Below are 18,564 nucleotides of genomic sequence, written 5' to 3'. Positions count from 1 at the left end.
AAGCCACCTTCGACCAGCGTACCTTTGGTATCTTTACTGCTCTTAGTAATAATATTGATGATGCCATTTACAGCATTCGCCCCCTACACGGCGCCACCTGGCCCTCGAATCACCTCAATACGTTCAACATCTTCCAGGACGACGTCTTTCTCTTCCCAAAGCACACCCGAAAAAAATGGGCTGTATAGTGTTCTGCCATCAATCATTACCAACAACTTATTGGAAGATCGTGAGTTAAACCCCCGAATACCAATGGCCCATCGGCTGGCATCCACCTTTGCCACTTCAACCCCAGGCACATAACGTAACGCTTCCGCAATATGAGTCACCCCCATTCGGGCAATTTCATTATGTGATAGCACATACACAGACGCCGGGGCACGATTCAGTTGCTCTTGTTTTTTTGAAAGGGAGGTAATTTTAAGGGACATCAGCTCAGAAAGGCTGGTTCCCTTGATATCGAATAAGGATTGATTATCTCCATACGCGGTATTTATACCCAGCACACTAACTAATGACACAGCAAACCATTTCATAACGTCCTCAGCGATTGTCATTTCCAATCCCACATTCAGCTGAGTATAGATCACAAAATTTGACTACCAAGGTTGGGGGACTTAAACCAGAAAATGGAACCCAGAACGAACGTGTTATTACTTTGAAAACAAGTAATTAAAAAACGCCAACCGTAATAAAAGCGACAAACGGTATGTTTGTCCGGGCATTTTCAGAGGGCTTCTAAAAAGTACAGGAGGGACTAATAAGGGGCTGAAATAACATAATCAAGAGATGGCCATATTGAACAACCACCTCTTAATTTCTGAAAAACCCGTTATGAGCGTGAATGAGTTCTAATGAATATTTCCAGCCTCTTCTTCTAATGTTATTTCAGCATTTTGCGCTTTGGCCACAACAACGACAAAAGTATGATCAATCTCCCGCTCGCCATCCGACACGGTCAGTGTCACATCGTAGCTACCGGCTTCACCCATATCCGGGTGCCAAAAAACAGTCCGTTGCTGAGGGTTGAACACCATGCCCATCGGCGCTTGTTGCAAAGTAAACACCAAATCATCGGCATCCGGGTCCAGTGCATTCACCTCATAACGATAAGGCAGCCCCACTTCAGCAACAGTGATCGGCGTCGATTCGAAAACAGGTGGCCGATTGATATTCATCACATCAATAGCAAACAACTGGTGAACGGCCTCCAGATGTTGATCCGTCACCATCACTTCAACCGGGTGAGCCCCTGCCTGTTCAAAGTCAGGCGTCCATGAAATGAACCCTGTCTGCGTATCTATGGTCATTCCATTCGGAGATTTCGTCAGCTGATAGCGCAACGTTTCGCCATCTTTATCTTCAGCCAGCACCTGATACGAATAGGGTTCATTTTCTTTCGCTTGCTGATTTGGCTGAGACTGAATCACAGGTAATTGATTGGTGTTCAGCACCTTGAGTTCAAACGTTTGATCCACCGTTTCCAAACCATCACTGACCGAAATAGCCACGGGATAAACGCCTTCAGCACTGAACCCTGGATACCAGCTTAACGTATTAAATGAGTCCAACGTCATCCCCTCAGGGCCTGCGGTTACCTGATGAGTCAGCGGCTGAACATCGGCGTCCTCAGCCATTAAAGGGTAACGCCATTGCGTGTTTTCAGCGACCGTCAGTTGAGGTTCGGAAACGATCTTCGGTGACTGGTTAGTGTCAGCCACTGAAATCGAAAACTGCTGTAGAGTCTCAGCTTTTTCAGGATCGGACACATTGATAACCACAAACACTTCGCCCGCCTGATTAAACGAAGGCAACCATTCAATCAGGCCCGTCTGCGGGTTGATGGCCATGCCTTCCGGCGCTTTTACTAAGCGATAGGCTAACGGTTGTTGATCAGCGTCTTTGGCCAATACCTGGTATTGATAAGGCGCGTTTTCTTTAGCTTGCAGAACAGCCTCAGAAAGTATTTCAGGGTGTCTGTTGGTGTTCGTCACTTGAATCGCAAACGATTGCTTCGCAGTTAAATCCCCATCGGTCACCTCAACTTCCACCGGATAATCCCCGGCGTGTTCAAAGTCAGGCTGCCAATATAGGGTATTGTCTTCAAGCCGAAGGCCTTCCGGCCCCTGCACGATACGATAAGTCACGCCATCGCGATCCGGGTCCTGACTTTTCAGGTGATAACGATACACACTGCCCTCTGCCACCGTCACCAGCGGCAAAGATAAGAACTTAGGCGCGTAGTTCTTATTCTCTACGTTCAATTTCAGGACTTTGTCGGCTATCGCGCCTTCCTGATCCCGAACACGAACATTCAACTGATGCGTGCCTGCCTGATCGAACTGCGGGCTCCAGCTGATTAAACCGCTGTTGCGATTGATCGTCATGCCATTAGGGGCATTGAGCAGTTGATAAGTCACATTATGCTGATCGAACGGGTCTGTGGATTCAATTTGTACCCGATATGGCTGGCCTTCCACCGCTTCCGGGAGCAACGCTGTTAAAATCACCGGGGCCAAATTGGTGTTTTCAACCACCAGATTATAATCCTGTTCCGTCGAATCGATGCCATCTGATACAGCGACTCGGACATTCACCACGCCTGAGTCTTCATAATCCGGCATCCAGCTTAACTGATGCCCTTCAGCCAGACTCATTCCCTCCGGGCCATTCAGTAATTGGTAAGTCAAACCCTGGCCATCTGCATCGGTAGCGCGCAACGCATATTCATACAAAGCATGTTCTTTTGCAGACAATGGCGGTTGAGAGACAAACTCCGGAGCTCGATTCAAATCCTGAATAACCACATCAAAGCTCTGATTGGAGTGCGCTCCTTTGTTATCCTTTACCAAAACTTTAACTTGGTGTTTCCCTGCTTGAGCAAAATCAGGTACCCACTGAATTAAACCCGTGCGCTCATTAATTGCCATGCCTTCTGGTGCAATCTCCAACGAGTAAACCAGCGAGTCCTGATCCAAATCCAACGCGCTGACCTGATAGGCGTAAGCCTTACTCTCTTCGCCGGTCACGATAGCAGTTGAGGTAATAGAAGGCGTTCGGTTGTCGTCCAAAACGTTTAAAGTAAATTGCTGTATGGTTTCTTCATAATGATCAGCAGCCCCAAGTTTAATGACGTAATCACCGGCGTCACCGTAATTTGGCGTCCAACGCAAGGTTCGATCAACTTCGTTAAATGTCATACCCGCTGGCGCTTGAATCGGCCGATAAAACAACAACTCATGGTCTGCATCGGTAGCGGATATTTTATATTGATAAGCCACCCCTTCCTTTGCGACTAACAAAGGTTGCGTTTGAATCACCGGCGAGCGGTTAACATTGGCAATCGTTAAATCAAAGGATTGATTCTGAATCGCACCTTCCTGATCGGTCGCCACCACCGTAATTTGATGCTGACCGGAATCATGAAAACCAGGCACCCACTGAACTTCTCCCGTTGAAGCATCGATGGTCATACCGTACGGCCGGTTCTCTAGATGATATGAGACCTCCGCCTTTTCATCCGTTGCCAGAGGCTGGTAACGATATTCCACCCCCTCAGTCCCCGAGGTGACAGGTTCACTGGTAAATACCGGCGGTAAATTAATTCGGGTAGCCACCAAATCATAAATATAAAACTGGCTTTTTGGGCTGGCAATCAGGGCAAAATTACCCTCTACCCGGTAATTGGTTTTCATCAACCAACTGCTCGACAAGTGACGATCTTTGCCATAACCAGCAACGTTATCGTAACGTTTTTTGCTTTTACGATTCAGCACTCGTAACGGCTTACCATCACCCAGATTGACTTCCGCACTTTCGTTACCGATGTTCGGCTCAAACATTTTAAGGCGCATGGATTGAACTCGCACTAAAACAGGCTGCCCCGTCTCAATGTCGGTAAATTCAAACGTGATCTGTTCGCCTGAATCAACCTCTTCTGAGCCGGTGTCAGCACCTGGGCTTAACACGCCTAGGCCGCTTTCCTGCGTCGAGACTTGAGCCGACTTGGACTCAGACGATTGAGCCGTCACCGTCAGTCTCAAATCCCCTTGTTCAAACACCAGTGCTTTCTCTTGAACAGCATTGCCATCATGCTGATGAAGATCAAACGTAACCAAGGCCTCAGCCATTCCAAAGGCCGGAGCAAAAGCCGCTGTAGCTAACCCATATTGAAGAAATTTTTTCATCACGAACATGTAAATCACGACCTAAAATAGTGAAACTAAAAAATGCCAGTCCTACCCACACCTAACCTATGAATAGTAAGTTTGAATAGAACCGGCAGCGCTCAATTTAGAGCAAAGGCATAGCAGGTTGTTGGTTTCCTATCTGTGTTGCCCTAACGGCCTCGATAACGAAACGCAACAGCCTGGTAGGGGGCCTAAGGCCTGAGCCTGAGCGCATTGTCCAAGATAATATTTCAGACTCAGCGCCCAACAACTCAATGCCTAAGGGCTATTGCCATCTTGGCAATTCATGGAAAAGTTCATGTAATAAGGGATGTCATGGAAGCCATCGAAATCATTAAATCGAATGTCCAGAACCCTGACATACACAGGTAACTCAGCAAGGCCAGCTCCGACGGATGTAAAGAAGTTCACATCCCGACTGTGTGCGCCTCGCAAGAAGACACCACCTGTCGCGGTATTACTGTCTCGCACCCCACCATTGTATTCATTGCTTGCGATGACGTTGTCGACGTTCTCGTCTTCATGGAATTTCCAAGCGTATTCAACGTTTGAGCCTGGCGCCGGGCTGAACAGGGTTGCATCGTAAGAACACACAAAGCTGTTGGTACTTGGCTCTGTTAACCCGCGAGCAGCATCGTAAAGTGCGCGCAGATTCACCTTATACAAATCAGAATCGCCATAGTAATCAATGAAACCCGAGCACCAATTAGTGAACGAAATAGTCGTTACATTATCCACCGTGGTGGCCGTACTGCGATCCACAGCAAAACATGTATCATTGGCCATGTATTCCTGACCATCCATCACCACTTTGTTGACATCGTCCGCCATTGCCAGACCTGCCAAGGCTTTCTGTTCATCATTCTCCTTGTAATATTCGTGCACAGTAACGACGTCCGTTGCGCCTTCCAGCGCAGGATCAGGTGAGTTTTGAGCTTCTTCTAACTTGACCAGCTTTGCTGCCAAGGTATAACCCGTCACGGTATCGGCTTCGTCCCACCCCAAATCACTGACTTGAAATTCAAAGACTTCCGTACCATTACCACTGCCGGCTGCTGTGGGTGTAATCAGATAGCTGATGTCCCAGCGCACCTCATTTTCAGAAGCATTAGTGTCTTCAAACGTTTGTGTTAAACCACGGTTATTACGGATATCCAGTTCATAATCCACGTGACTGCCAGGAGCAGTAAAACTTAACTCCAACGTTCGATAATCGGTGTCGTTATCGTTGATGTTAATCTGGAAGCAATCAATGTCACCGGCATAACCGATCTTACCTTCTTCCGAACCTTCATCTACACCGTCCAGCATGGCCGTTGGCGAAGAGCAAACGCCCGTTTCAACCACTTCATTCGGGTCGGCCAAGGCGATGGAATCCACATCCAGATTCAGGGTGTACTCAATGGACGAACCGTCACTGGAACCGTAGGTGGTACAGTCGGAAGATGCCGCTTCGGAAATGCCGATGGCGTAGGTGTCATCCGCCGGTGCCCGGACCTGAATTTCCTTTTGAAGTTCGGCAGAGGTGTAAGACTTGGAAAACAGCCCTTCACCCGCTGAATTCAAAATATTCACTTCGTAAGTCACAGAACAGGTATTGTCTGAGGTGGTCGCCAAACTGAAATTTATCAGCTCGCCTTCGGCCGCATTAAAGCTGTAAAAGTCAACGTCACCGGAATAATCCAGACTACCGGATACGCTGCCACTGTTGTCATAAACAACCGCATTGGATTGCTCATCGTTTGCCGCCAGTTCCTGACTGGTAACCGGGTCAACACACACGGTGTAGTGCGAAGCCAGATCGAAGTCATCATCACCCACATCCGAAATCACCACGGAGTGCAAGCCCGCCGTTAACAGCTCATTAAAAATGTAATTCTGAGAAGAATTATTGTTGGCAACCACAGTACGAATAACATCACCGCTCGGATTCACCAACATGATTTGCGGGGTGACTTTAACGTCCGAATTATAAGGGCGCCAGGAAGTACTGACCCGGTAAATGCCATTATTGGCGTTGAAATTCATCCAGTCCACATCACGGAAGGAACCGATCTCACCGGTGTAACAAGTATCACTGTCGCCAGCGACAATCACTTCACCATCTTCTTTGGTGCCGTTCGGGTTGATTGCAGCCCCTCCGACCCGCCAGGTGATGGTGTACTTTTCAGAACTGCCGTCAGACCGTGTTGTCTGGGCGGCATCGTCTTTATAGTCACGAACATGAACACGATAACGAGTACCGGCCTCTTCATTCAGAAAGTCCACATCCAAAGTCTGAACAGAACGGCTGCCTTCTTGTTTGTGCACGCCCATGACCTGCTCATAACTGCCGTCAGCCAAGCGTTTCATGACCAGCACAGACAACTCAATATTGCTGTTAAGCGCATCACCATCCACTTCAACACGCACCAAGCTGTTGGCGTCATTCACGGTGAATTCGTATTGATCCACATCCGCCACCGGAAATACCCGAGCCGGAACTTTGCTGTTTTGAGAGAGTGCCTGAACACCGCTTACGTCTAAATTAACAGCGTCCTCATCTTTGCTGTCTGAGCCTGAACTGCTGCAGCCCGATAAAATAATAAACCCTAGTGCTGTTACTAATGCCTTTTTAGATAAATGTGTCATCTTGATGGCTCCTATTGAACTTCCGTAAAGTCTGCTGGCTCAAATGAAATACTTTTATTGTGATTGTAAAAATTGATGACCTTGCAAGCCCGTTTATAGACAGGCACAAACGCCTGCAGGCCTTTCGGGGTTTGCGCCAACCAGGCGCAGATCACGTTATCCCCTGCGGTGAAGGTGTGATCCGGCAGTAACCGGTGGCTGAAATCCGACACGCGTTGGGTTTCCATGATCTCAACGTTGTTGTAAACAAAGTTGTACTCCTGAACGACCACACTGGAACCGTCACCCTGTTGCAGGATCACGTTTTTGCTTTCATACAATTCCAGGTTGTAAGCGCTTTTCTCCTGAATTTTCTCAGCATCAATATCGATCGGTGTGTGATTGCGGATTTCATGAATGTCCAGAATACCATCGAAGTCCGAATCTTCGTTGTCGGTCACCACATTGACCTGAGAACCGGTCAGCATTTCTATGCTGTCGGGGATGTAATCTTCATCCGAGTCCACCTCATCCACACTGGATAAGAAAAAGTACTCTTCACAGTCGTTCAGAAAATCTGAGTCTTCATCCGGAAACACCAACTGCAAACCACTGCGTTCGCACTGTTGGGTGGTGTCGGTATTGTCCACCAAGGGATCAAAGTCATTGCCGATCAGGGAAAGATCGTATTCGAAAAAATCCCCCAGGCCGTCGTCGTCTGTATCATAAAGCGTTGGATTTGTGCCTTCTCGCACTTCAAGGATATCCGGCAAACCATCTCCGTCAGTATCGGTCAGGATGTCCAGCTCGTTGTGCTCGTTATAGCCCGGAACGGCCATGTAGTTATAAACAAAGAAGTTACGCACTTCGAATTCAGTACTTAAACTGAAATCAAACACATCGAAGTTAATGGACGAAGCATTCTCGAACTGGAAGAAAGTACCGCCACCGGCGTCTGACATGTCCGTTAACAGGTCGGTAGCACGCAAAAACTCATTGCTGCCTTCCGGGTAAATGCCATCCAAAAATACCGTATGGAAATAAAAGGCACCGATGCCGGCATTTAACGCATTGGTTCGAATTTCTTCTACGCGTGATGCAAAGCCCGGATCATAGCCCAGTTGTGGGTCAGTGGTTCGGCCATCTTCCGGGATACCATCGGTTAAGAAAATCACAGAGCACACCGACAACTGATCCAGTTGGTTCGGGTTATCCGCATCCGGGCATTCTGCCTGAATCTGATCTTCAATGGCACCCAGGACACTGTAAAACTCCGTCCCTCCGCCATTCGGATTGGCATCGCTGTTGAACCGGTCAATGACGGCTTCGATGTCCGCTTTGGAGTTGGTAAACGTATATTGACGCCCCTGACGATGCGAATACTCCACCGAGTTATTCCAAAGGAAAATCTGGAACTGAACGTCTTCATAAGCAATGTATTGGTCGATTAAATCCAGCACGGCATCCAATCGTCGATTCTGAGGGTCAGCCAGATCCATGGAACCGGAGGTGTCAATCGCGAAGATGATCTTAATCGGGAAAGACAACTCCGCCGGGTTTTCCGTAAAGAAACGACCCGAAATGGTGGCCTTAGTGCTTTCATCAACACGCTGTAGGTCCGGGCTTTCTTCACAGCCGCTCAAAAGAGCGACCATGCTGAACACCAGTACCAAAAGCGTTGATTTATATTTTGATAATAGTTTCATACTGTTGGTCCAATTACGGCGTACAACTTACTGGCACGCGTTGCCAATACCGTCAAAATTGTCATCGGTCTGATCAAAGTTCGGCACCGAAGGACAGTTATCACAGGCATCACCAATGCCATCCATATCGGAATCTTCAAGGTTGGCAGAATGGAACGCCACGCAGTTATCTACTTCATCTTCAAAGCCATCGTTGTCGTAGTCGGTATCACAACGGTTGCCTTCATCGTCCCTCAGGCTGAAGTAATCACTGTTGGCCTGATCCGGGTTGGCACTTAACGCACAGTTATCGACGAAGTTAGGCACACCATCGTTGTCGGCATCGCTGTCACAAACATCGCCCATGCCATCACCGTCCAGATCTTCCTGCTGTTGGTTCGGGTCGATGTCACAGTTATCCACGGCATCATCCAGGGAGTCACCAACAGACTCACCATTGGCACCAAACACCCATTGATTGGTTGAGGCGTTATACCAGCCGTCGTCGTTGGTATCACAAACGTCACCGATGCCATCGCCGTCGGTATCGCTCTGATCTTCGCTGGCGACCGTTGGGCAGTTGTCACAGGCATCACCGTAGCTGTCACCATCCGTATTCTTTTGGGTGTCGTCTTCATCCAAGCCGTTTGCCACAAAAATGCAGTTATCAATGATGTCCGGATATTTGTCCTGGTCGTAATCGTCTGCTTCTTGCTGTGTCAGGATCACTTCAATGAAACCCAATTGGCCCGGCGGGCTGTTACAGTCGGTGGAGCACTCAAACACAGTAAAATCGGTACTGTTGCTGAAATGAATCTTGCCACTGGTGCCCGAGGTAAAACTGACATTAGACACGTTATAAAGACACTGTGCTGAATATCCACCGTCGTCTTTTTGAGTAATGCAATAGGTGTTTTCATTGGCATCCGGGCAGGAGTACTCAAGAAACTTACTGCATGATTGCTCTTCAATTTCAGAGACACTGCCAATGTAACCGTCCACCGAAAATGCGTTCGGTAGCATCATGGTGTTGATCAGGGCGGTGTATCCGACCAAGGTAAGTAGTGAGTTCCTCATCTTCTAACTCCTTTCTTTGTGCTTGCTGTGGTCGCCATAAGCGATTTCCTTCAATCTTTGAGCTGTGGTTCAGCTTTCATTTTTTTCATGTTTTCAGGCCGAAGAAACCCCTCGCTGATGAAATCAACGATCTAAAAATCACACCCGAGAGGGGCTTCGGCGGTTCAGGCTGCTTCTGTGTCAGCCCTGATTCATTTGATCCTGCTTGGCTCGGTATTGAGTCAGGTTGGTTTTAGCTTTTTCATTAACGTCATGAGTGATCTCCCAGTCATTCGGTATGGTTTGATACAGGCCGGATGCGAGTTCGCTCAACCCATAGTGTTGATATAAAGCCGCGAGGTTGGCCGCCGCTTCAAAGTTGTTCTGATCCAGCTCTATCGCTTTTTCAAGCGCACTTCGAGCTTGCTTATCATCGCCACTGAGCAGACTGGTCATGCCCAATAACATCTGCGCTTCGGTCGCTTGTTCTTTTTCAAGGCCCGGCGAAGCACTAACGATGTTGGAAGCAATGGTTCTAGCCAGGCCAATGTCTTCTTTCATCAGGTAAGTCTTTGCCAATTTCAGCTGGTAACTAATGTCTTTCGGGTCTCTCGACACCAGATTGTGGATTTCACGTAAGGCCTCATCCTGAAAGGCATCCACGCCAATTTGAATGGAAGGACGCACCGGCATGAACGAACTGACTTGCTGCTGACCCGCCGATTTTTCATAGGTCGTTAACAACGGATCGAACGAGTTCAAACGTTCAGCCAAGCCGTTACCGGTTTCCAAATATTGCTGCGCTTCGTCGATGTACTCTTGTGCCTGAGCCGCAATCAAGCCTTTGTACTCAGCCTGCTCTTCCGGCGACATATCAGGTAATGGCGCATTATTCAGGAAGTTGGCGTACTCCATATTCACTTCGTATAAACGGAAGCAAGCCAGTATCGACCACTTGGGCGATTGATACTCAAGCACGGAATACAGCGTCTGGCTCAAGTGATCATACAGTTCGGTCTTGTTCGCGAAGATTTGCTCATCAATGATGCCTTGCAGTTTCAGGCCGTTATATGTGTTTTGATAATTGGCCGTCGACAAATACACCATTTCAGACATGGCCGCTTTTTGCTGGTGATCCGCTGCGCCATTGAAGGAAGCCGCTGCCACTTTCTGGTAACTCGCTGCTCGTTGAGGATTATTCTGCTGATGATAAAGCGATGCGATCCGGGCATTGAATAGCGCTTTATCGTCTTGCGAAATGCCCCGTAAGTTGGTTTCCATTAGTTTAATGGCCGAAGCCAACTGGCCGTTCTTTAAATCACTTTCAACCATAGATAGGACGATGTTCTTTCGCATGGTTTGCGTGATCTCGTACTTGGACAGCAAGGTATTGTAGTTAGTACGCGCTAACCCAAGCTGATTCATACCTTCACGCAAAGTAGCGGCCTGATACAAAAAATCAGACGCATTAGGATCGGTCGGATAGCTTTGAGCAAAATCTTCCAGATTATCCACCAGTACCCGATATTGCTGAGTACGAATCGAGGCTTCGATCATCACATTCAGGATGTTCTTAGACTCTGCCGATTTCGGATACTTGTTGATGTAATTTTTACCGGCAATCTGCATGGTCTCGATGTCGTTTTTCTCCTTACTGGAGATAAACAAGGCTTTCAAGGCCGCTTCACCCAACCCGGTTGACTCGTGAGCCTGTGCGTATTCGAGCATGTCGTTCTTGCCGGATTCCCAATCTTCCATGGAGGCAACGGTCAGATTACTGATGACCTTGGCTTCCGCCGCGCTGGCGACCTGTGCGGTTTCAGACAAAATCTCGCTGCTCAAACCTACGATCTGAGCGACTTGCTTACCGTAGTCAATCAAACCTTCGTAGTCTTCAAGCGCGTGAAACGCATCAAGAGACAAACGAATAGCCGCTTCGGCTTCTTTACCAGATGGGTAAGCCTCGGCAAACGCCGTAAACTGCTCAATGGCTTCTTCGTATTTACCTTCGTCGTATTTGATCCAAGCCACGTTAAACAGCACATTCGGCGTATTCTTGGAGTTCGGATAGGTCGTCGCATACAGTGTACCTGTGCGGGCCAAGCCGGTTTGGGACTGAACGACTTCGTAATAATTGAGCGAATCCCGATTCTCTTTCAGGGACTGGTAATACGACAGTGTCGCACTGTACAGATACTTTTCATTAATGCTTTCAGCGTCGGACGCCTCGCCGTCTTTCAGCGCCAGCGTTTCATATTGATCGCCCGCTTCCACAAAACGCTTAGCCAGGAATAACGCTTCGGCATAGTTGACCGACATTTTGTCGTATTCGGCACTCTCCTCAAAAACGTCCAAATAGCTTTCATAGGCATCGGCAGCTTTTGAGAAGTCTTCGATAAGCGAGCTTTCTTCCAAGTTAGCCTGTTCTGATTGCGCTTTATTTGAACTCGTTTTGTCTGACTTAGTCTGCACTAACCCAGCCTTTTGAGATTTGGCTTGTTTGGTCAGGTCATGCAGTTGCGTAGCTAAGTCTCGGGCATAAATTTCAAAAGTTTGAAAATAACGCGCTTTGCCTTCTTCTGGGTAGTGCGTCGAGTAACGCACCCGGTTCAATGCCGTTGCGATGTCTTTCACATCGATATTGGCATTCGAATAGTCTTTCAAATGACGGGTAGTAGTGTACAGGCTTTCAATGTATTCAAGCTGTTTGGCCGGTTCGTGCTGAATGGCAGCCAATTCACGATAAATCATTGAAGCATGTGCCCACTTCTTTTTAATAAAGAAGCGATACGCCAGTTTCTCCAGCACACCCAAATAGACAGGCCGGGACCAGGCGTATTCTCTGAAATATTGCAGCGTTTCCTCTGGCGATAATTTCTTGTAATGATCCGTAAAAACAAACGCAATGTCGTTCAATGCTTCTAAACGTACATCCACTCGTGAATAAGTGTCCACCGAGAATTCTTTATCTTCGTCCACTTTTTCAATGGATTGCTCCAATAGCGCAATCGCGCCAGACCAGTCCTTATTGTTAATGTGAACCCAGGCAAGCTTATAACGAGCAATGGTAATGGCGGAGCTGTTCGGGAAATTCAGTACTTGCTGATAATGGCTTTCAGCGTCTTTCAGGTTTTTGTTATCAAAGAAGTAATCACCCAACAATAAATAGGATTCCGGTACATATTCACTTTGCGGGTAATTTTTGATGATCGCCTGATAATGTTTCACCATTTCTTCTAAGCGATTCAACTCACGAAATTCATGCGCCAAATAGAAGTGAACCTTGCCACGATATTTGAATTTCGGGTAGTTGTTCAAAATTCGCTGATAGACTTCGATGGCCTTCAGCTTCAACGCATTGGTTTCCAGAGAGTCCAGCGAAGAGGTAATTGCTGCACCACTCTCGGTTCGTCTCAAGAAATAGGCAACGCGCGATTTTTCAATATAAAGTTCGGCCAGCCTCAAATACAGCTCAGGCATGTAAGGTTTACCATGCGACTGCAGGATCAGCGCTTTGGTGTTATCAATCGCCATTTCCAGACGGTTTTTATCATTATTAAAACGCTTGATCAGGCGTTCCTGACGAACCGTTTTATCAACTTTCTCAAAACCGTATTTATCAAGCTCTGCAGGCGTAAGCTTTGAAGACGAGCTTACTGCACTGCTATCAGCCGCCGATTCAGCAAACGCAAATGATGAACTGAGAATCAGCCCCACACCGAAAGTGGCGATTTTTTTAGAAAATGGAATCATTCCAGAAAATCCTCCCAGTCATTGGTCGTACGGCACTTACTGGGCAATGAAACTTTATAGTTACCGAGTTCATCGTTCCAAAACTCACCCTGGAACGGGTAGATCACTACTTTCTCAGGACTTGTTTCCGCCTGATTAGTATTCGTTTTACCCTGGTATCGAGTCTCAGCCACACGCTGATACATATCGATGCCGATCTCATATTTGATCAGGTTAGATTCTTCTTCATATTTCAGCAGGCTATTGGCCACAATCTTGAATTGCGCTTTCACATCCTTTCTGAATTGCTTGGCTGTTTCTTCCACCTGATTGTTGTAGATCGCCAATAAATACTGTTGAAGATTGTCATCTTCCAGTTCGTCTATTAGCTCAATTTCAGTTTCAAGCAATCGTAAAAATTCATACTGTTTCTTGATCTTCGGGTGGGTCATGATCACAAACAGCATTTCCTGACTTTCAAGATCCGTTTCCGTTTTGCGGTTATAAATCGCCGCCAACGAACGGCCATAACGCGCTTCAAAATCACTCACCACCTTAATGGCCGGATCGTAGTAACAGAGCTTTTTATAAATCAACGATTTAAGAATGTAGTATTCCGGAGTGAAGAACTCTTTAAAGCTCGGCGCGTTATAGGCATACAAAAAGCCCATCGCCTTTTCGTAATGACCTGAACGGTATTGAATCCAGGCTTGTTCCAACAAAAACGACGCTTGTTCAATCAACGGAGTTTGTATGGCAAGGTAGTATTGAGTCGCTTTTTCATAATCCTTGGTTTCATAATACAAACGCGCCATCGTCCATAACGCCTGATCAATCAAAGACTGATCCTTCTCTTCCATCTGAATGACGTTCTTCAAATACGGAAACGCTGCATTGATGTCGTCGTTATGTATTTCATACAGAGCTTTTTGGTATTGGTATTGATAGAAGTAAGGTGACGACGCCGGGATTTCATTAAAGTGTTGCTCGCCCCAATCTAACAGGCCGTATTTCCAATCATTTATGCCCTGATAAAAGCGAACGAAACCTAATAAATCCTTCTCTACAAAGTCGTATTCATTGGCGTTCACTGCCTGCACTATGATTTGGTCATAATCAAAAGGTTGCTCACGCGTTACTTTTTCAAACATGTCCAATATGTAATTCACGATGCGCGTGTTTGGCTTTCTCATCACCAAATTACCCATAACATCGACCGCACCATGGCTATAGCCATTTTTCTCCAGGCTGATGCCAAAGAAAAACTGCGCCCAATCGCGATTCTTTGCATCTTCTTCCGCATGCTGCAGGAAGTACAAAAACTTAGGGGCCGCTGACTCGTAATCTTCCTCTTTGAAGTCCACATAGGCTTCAGCGAACAGTTCAGTTAAATCCACTTCCGGCGCTTCACTTTGCAGCAACGATTTTTCTTCTTGTTCAGGCGACGCTTGAGTTTCCTCTGCGGCCTGAACGTCTGTCGACTCAGCAGCTGAGGCTGGATTCGACTCCAGCTCTGTTCCATTCGGTGCAGGATCAGCAACCTCCTGAGCATCCACTTCAGAAGTAATATGAACGGGCGTCTCGTTTAAGCTTTCGTCCTGACCGTCAGAAGTCATCACTTCTGCCGACGCATAGGACACAGGAACAAAAGCCAGCGCCAATAAAACGGATCGAAAGTTATTTGGCATCATCATTGTTCAAATAGTCATAAATGGATTGAGAATCTTTTATCACCGCCGCTCTTTTAGGCGTAAAGTCAAAGCGGTAATTCAGACCCATACCAAGATAAACGTTGTTTTCGACGTCTCCGTCTTTGAAAACAACCATATCCCGAACTTCCAGGCTTAAATTGAAACTCTCGTTCAGAAAATATTTACGGCCCAAACCAAACGCCAAAGACAGCGCCGTTTGATCGTCCGAGCCGTCTTCAGCGGTATTGGTTGAGTAGCCCACAATACCTACACCCGCAGTCAAATACGTCTCGTGATTAATGATGCCCTTATTAAAGAATGAATCTTTGCCGTACGTGGGCTTAATCATGAAACTGGTATGCAAGGTGTAATTCAGCTCATCAAACTCTTCCGGCTCCACCTGGAAGTCGTCTTCCAATTGGGTTTTGATGTCTTTTTCACCGCTGAAGGCATATTGAGCACGCACCACTTCCCAGGCGAAATGCTCATCAAAGTGGTAGGTGTAACTGCCACCGATGGGAAAATTCTCGTAGAAATCGTCAGGGATGTAGCCTAAGTTAAACCCAAGTTCATGGCTTCTGTCGTAGAGTCTTTCCTGAATCACGGACACGTTTTCATCGGCTTCACCACCCAAAGCGGTGCTTGAGATAGCCGCGCATGCAATGGAAAAGAAAGCGATACTGCCAAAACGTTTAATATTAGTTTTCATTCATAACCTCTGGTTAGAAACCGACCATGTCAAAAATAAATGGATAAGAAACAATCACTTCCTGGCCACCTTTCGGTTTCGGGAACTGCCAACTCTTAATCGAGGATTTAATACAACTGTGTATTTCATCCGAACGAACCGTTGAGTCCTTAATACTGACCGCGCCGACCTTACCACTCGATTTAATCGCCCACTCAAATACGGCCTTACCTGAAAGCCCCGGATTATTTGTGAGTGCCATTTCATAGCAATACACCACTTCATCCATGTGCTGATCGATCACACGCTTAATCTGTTCACGGCTCATGCCGCCTTTCTTCACAGTGACTTGCTTGGTCAAAGCAGGCGACACCATCGCGGCCACCTGGCGTTGGCCTGTACCACCGGTCTCAAGCGAACCGACCGTGCCTTTGCCATCTACCCCACCGCTTCGTAAAATGTCGGTTGTGCCTTTGGTGTTAATCACTTCACCTGTGGCCAACGTCATCCGGGCACCTTTTACTTTGCCGGTCAGTCCCGCCACGGATAATTTGCTCTTGCTGTTATCAGATGTGGTGACTGCATCCAGACTGCTGACCTGAACCAAAGCCTGTTTCGGCCCCTTGGTTTTTCCTTTTTTATTGCCCAAGGCGGCAAGTAAACCCGTTTTCTTAACGTCTCGTTTGGCAATGTTTCCTTTATCACCGCCACCGGCTTTCGGCTTCACCACTGGTTTAGGCTTAACAACCTTCTTAGGCACAGTTGTCGGCTTAGGTTTGGGTTTTGCCTTTTCTACCGGCGTTGGTTTCGGTTTAGGCTTGGGTTTTGGTTTCGGCTTGGGTTTCGGTTTAACCACTTCTTTTTTGGGCTGTAAGTCTTTGACATCCACCTTGACGAACTCGGGTTCCTCAATCGGTTTTTCTTTGCTGTTCATCGCAACAACAATGGCCAAAACAGCAAGCAGTAAGAAATGAAATACAGTAGACGTGGCAAGGCTTTTCCAAAGCGCTTTCCGACTGACAGGTTGCGCTTCTACTTCCGGACTTTCATGCTGCATCAACGAACGAATGACGTACTCATCGGCACCGATGGTAAATTTAAAATCGGTGTCGGTTGGAATTTCTAACCGTTTCGGTTTACCAACGGCCTGACCATCACTGAACTTACGAACGCGGGTTTCTGCACCACCGTGCTGATACAGTTCGCCCTGCATTTTGTCGCCACGGAAATAGACAACCTTGCTCTTATCACTTTTGTTGTGGGCAATGACCATGTCTTTGCCATCAACGTCTGCGGTGTACTTTTTACCTTGCAACAAGTGAGTAACGTCAATCACTTCACCATGGCGCTGCTTCACCACCTCAACAATCAAGGTCGGGTCTTTGGTCGCTTTACCTGAACGCTGATGGTCTTTATAAAATTCACTCAGTTCAAACAACTGCTCATGATCAACTTCGTCTTCTTCATCCTCTTCGTCATTTTCTACAACGGGCTTAAACAAAGTTTTGGGATCATCAAAGCGAGCGTAAGGGTCCTCAAACTGATCCAGTTCAGGTTGATTATCCAAAATAAAGTGATCGGACTCCGCTATGGCCTGAGCAGGCGTTGGCTCCGGTTTGCGTATGACAATGTCTTCTGTAGGCTGTACTTGTTGCTTGGCCTGGGCCTGTTGATTTACCGATTCAGGAAGAGATTCAGCATGGGGTTTCTTTAATACCTTCAGAGGCTTTTCAGGTTGTGACGAATCAAATATCTTCTCCGCGAGCTTTGACGTCACAGCTCTTGAGTCCGTTGCGGTGGCTTGTTTATTCGATTCCTGAGCAGGTGCCTTCTTAAACTTGGATAAAACCGACTTAAATTTTGAGGAAGGCGACTCCGTAGCAACCTCGCCCAACAAAGGTACATCAAGTAATGACTTTGGCTCGTCAGAGGAAGAAACCACGTGTTCCGCAACCGGAATCGACATGGACAGGTCGTCTGTTACAGGCGAATCTTCATTCTGGCTCTCATTAGCAGCAACCGGGCGCTTACTGACAGGCTCTTTCCCAATTGATTCATTTGCAACCGATTCTTGAATAGCCTGCTCATTAATAACAGGCTCTTTAATGACAGATTCTTTAACAACAGATTCTTTAACAACAGGAACGGGCGGCTTGGCGTGATCATCACCTTTTTCAATCAGGTTGGAAATAAGCCGATCCTGACGGTCAATACTGTTTTGCAATAACACCAACAGTCGGTCTTTGTTGGCAGCATTCAGATCGTCTTGAGAGAGGACGCCTGAAACAAAAACCATAAGCTCATCAACTTCTTCAAGATGACGTACACCGTGGTCGGACTGATCCCCCATTGCAATGGACAGTTGCGCACGATTGCTTTTATGACGAGACATAAAAACATTCAGCAACTTGTTCTTTGCTTCTGGTGTTAATTGGGAAAGTTCAATTTCTTTATCACTGAGTCGAACCGTAGTTCGGCCCTCTCCCAACTCAGACCCGGTACTCTTACGATTTAATTGATTCATAATGCATCCTTCCGACCAATGCCTTAGGGCAATTTATTCTGGTCGATTAGTTTCTACCGACGTACTTGCGTTCTCACTTCTGACTTTATTGGAAAGCCGGTCATCCACATCAAACTCAAAATCGGCCAGAATTTCCTCTCTGTAATCCGTGCGTTGAGTCAGCATACTTTCGATCTCATTTTGCTTACGATTCATCAGGTAAACCGCGCCTGACTTATTGGACTGCCCCATGATCTGGGCACTGCCAAAATCAATTCTGTTAGAAAGTTGTCCGTCCGGAGCCTCAGTTTCTGCTCGTACCAGCCCTGCCGCATTGAAGACAAACAACAAAATCAAGGCGCAAAAATTCCTGGTCATGTTTTTCTCCAACCAAATAATAAAAACGAAA

Annotated in this window: 10 protein-coding genes; all 10 read right to left on the bottom strand. The window is 47.0% G+C overall.

Annotated features, from left to right (window positions below):
* Window positions 1-83: 83 nt before the first annotated feature.
* Window positions 84-557, bottom strand: coding sequence for a TonB-dependent receptor plug domain-containing protein (locus ABD744_RS04540; RefSeq protein ID WP_344795899.1), 474 nt, complete (start codon window positions 555-557; stop codon window positions 84-86).
* A gap of 294 nt (window positions 558-851) precedes the next feature.
* Window positions 852-4,196 (bottom strand): putative Ig domain-containing protein, encoded by a 3,345-nt coding sequence (locus ABD744_RS04535; protein WP_344795897.1) that lies wholly within the window; start codon window positions 4,194-4,196, stop codon window positions 852-854.
* A gap of 252 nt (window positions 4,197-4,448) precedes the next feature.
* Window positions 4,449-6,821: a hypothetical protein gene (locus ABD744_RS04530; protein ID WP_344795895.1), complete on the bottom strand. Its 2,373-nt coding sequence runs from the start codon at window positions 6,819-6,821 to the stop codon at window positions 4,449-4,451.
* An 11-nt stretch (window positions 6,822-6,832) separates the two neighbouring features.
* Window positions 6,833-8,506, bottom strand: coding sequence for a vWA domain-containing protein (locus tag ABD744_RS04525; protein ID WP_344795893.1), 1,674 nt, complete (start codon window positions 8,504-8,506; stop codon window positions 6,833-6,835).
* Between the two features lie 27 nt (window positions 8,507-8,533).
* Window positions 8,534-9,562 carry a thrombospondin type 3 repeat-containing protein gene (locus ABD744_RS04520; protein WP_344795891.1) on the bottom strand — a complete coding sequence of 343 codons (1,029 nt, stop codon included), beginning with the start codon at window positions 9,560-9,562 and terminating at the stop codon, window positions 8,534-8,536.
* 180 nt (window positions 9,563-9,742) lie between these two features.
* The gene (locus ABD744_RS04515; protein WP_344795889.1) at window positions 9,743-13,294 is read right to left on the bottom strand and encodes a tetratricopeptide repeat protein; all 3,552 of its coding nucleotides are present in this window, start codon (window positions 13,292-13,294) and stop codon (window positions 9,743-9,745) included.
* Window positions 13,291-14,967, bottom strand: a complete 1,677-nt coding sequence (locus ABD744_RS04510) for a tetratricopeptide repeat protein (protein ID WP_344795888.1) — start codon at window positions 14,965-14,967, stop codon at window positions 13,291-13,293. Before ABD744_RS04510 ends, ABD744_RS04515 begins: the two co-directional genes overlap by 4 nt.
* Window positions 14,951-15,673 (bottom strand): outer membrane beta-barrel domain-containing protein, encoded by a 723-nt coding sequence (locus ABD744_RS04505; RefSeq protein ID WP_344795886.1) that lies wholly within the window; start codon window positions 15,671-15,673, stop codon window positions 14,951-14,953. The genes ABD744_RS04510 and ABD744_RS04505 overlap by 17 nt, the downstream gene beginning before the upstream one ends.
* Before the next feature lie 13 nt (window positions 15,674-15,686).
* On the bottom strand, window positions 15,687-18,176 hold the full coding sequence (locus ABD744_RS04500; RefSeq protein ID WP_344795884.1) for an AgmX/PglI C-terminal domain-containing protein: 2,490 nt from the start codon (window positions 18,174-18,176) through the stop codon (window positions 15,687-15,689).
* A 33-nt stretch (window positions 18,177-18,209) separates the two neighbouring features.
* A complete protein-coding gene (locus ABD744_RS04495) occupies window positions 18,210-18,533 on the bottom strand; it encodes a hypothetical protein (RefSeq protein WP_344795882.1) in 324 nt (107 codons plus the stop codon).
* Window positions 18,534-18,564: the final 31 nt, after the last annotated feature.

This window comes from Litoribacillus peritrichatus, from assembly GCF_039537985.1.
GTDB classification, from domain to species: domain Bacteria; phylum Pseudomonadota; class Gammaproteobacteria; order Pseudomonadales; family Litoribrevibacteraceae; genus Litoribacillus; species Litoribacillus peritrichatus.
This window is presented reverse-complemented; position numbering and strand designations above follow the sequence as displayed.

Excerpts from the sequence above, each read along its gene's own strand:
- ABD744_RS04500 (WP_344795884.1), bottom strand. The coding sequence starts at position 18,176 with ATGAATCAATTAAATCGTAAGAGTACCGGGTCTGAGTTGGGAGAGGGC.
- ABD744_RS04495 (WP_344795882.1), bottom strand. The coding sequence starts at position 18,533 with ATGACCAGGAATTTTTGCGCCTTGATTTTGTTGTTTGTCTTCAATGCG.
- ABD744_RS04525 (WP_344795893.1), bottom strand. The coding sequence starts at position 8,506 with ATGAAACTATTATCAAAATATAAATCAACGCTTTTGGTACTGGTGTTC.
- ABD744_RS04540 (WP_344795899.1), bottom strand. The coding sequence starts at position 557 with ATGACAATCGCTGAGGACGTTATGAAATGGTTTGCTGTGTCATTAGTT.
- ABD744_RS04510 (WP_344795888.1), bottom strand. The coding sequence starts at position 14,967 with ATGATGATGCCAAATAACTTTCGATCCGTTTTATTGGCGCTGGCTTTT.
- ABD744_RS04505 (WP_344795886.1), bottom strand. The coding sequence starts at position 15,673 with ATGAAAACTAATATTAAACGTTTTGGCAGTATCGCTTTCTTTTCCATT.
- ABD744_RS04515 (WP_344795889.1), bottom strand. The coding sequence starts at position 13,294 with ATGATTCCATTTTCTAAAAAAATCGCCACTTTCGGTGTGGGGCTGATT.
- ABD744_RS04530 (WP_344795895.1), bottom strand. The coding sequence starts at position 6,821 with ATGACACATTTATCTAAAAAGGCATTAGTAACAGCACTAGGGTTTATT.
- ABD744_RS04535 (WP_344795897.1), bottom strand. The coding sequence starts at position 4,196 with ATGTTCGTGATGAAAAAATTTCTTCAATATGGGTTAGCTACAGCGGCT.
- ABD744_RS04520 (WP_344795891.1), bottom strand. The coding sequence starts at position 9,562 with ATGAGGAACTCACTACTTACCTTGGTCGGATACACCGCCCTGATCAAC.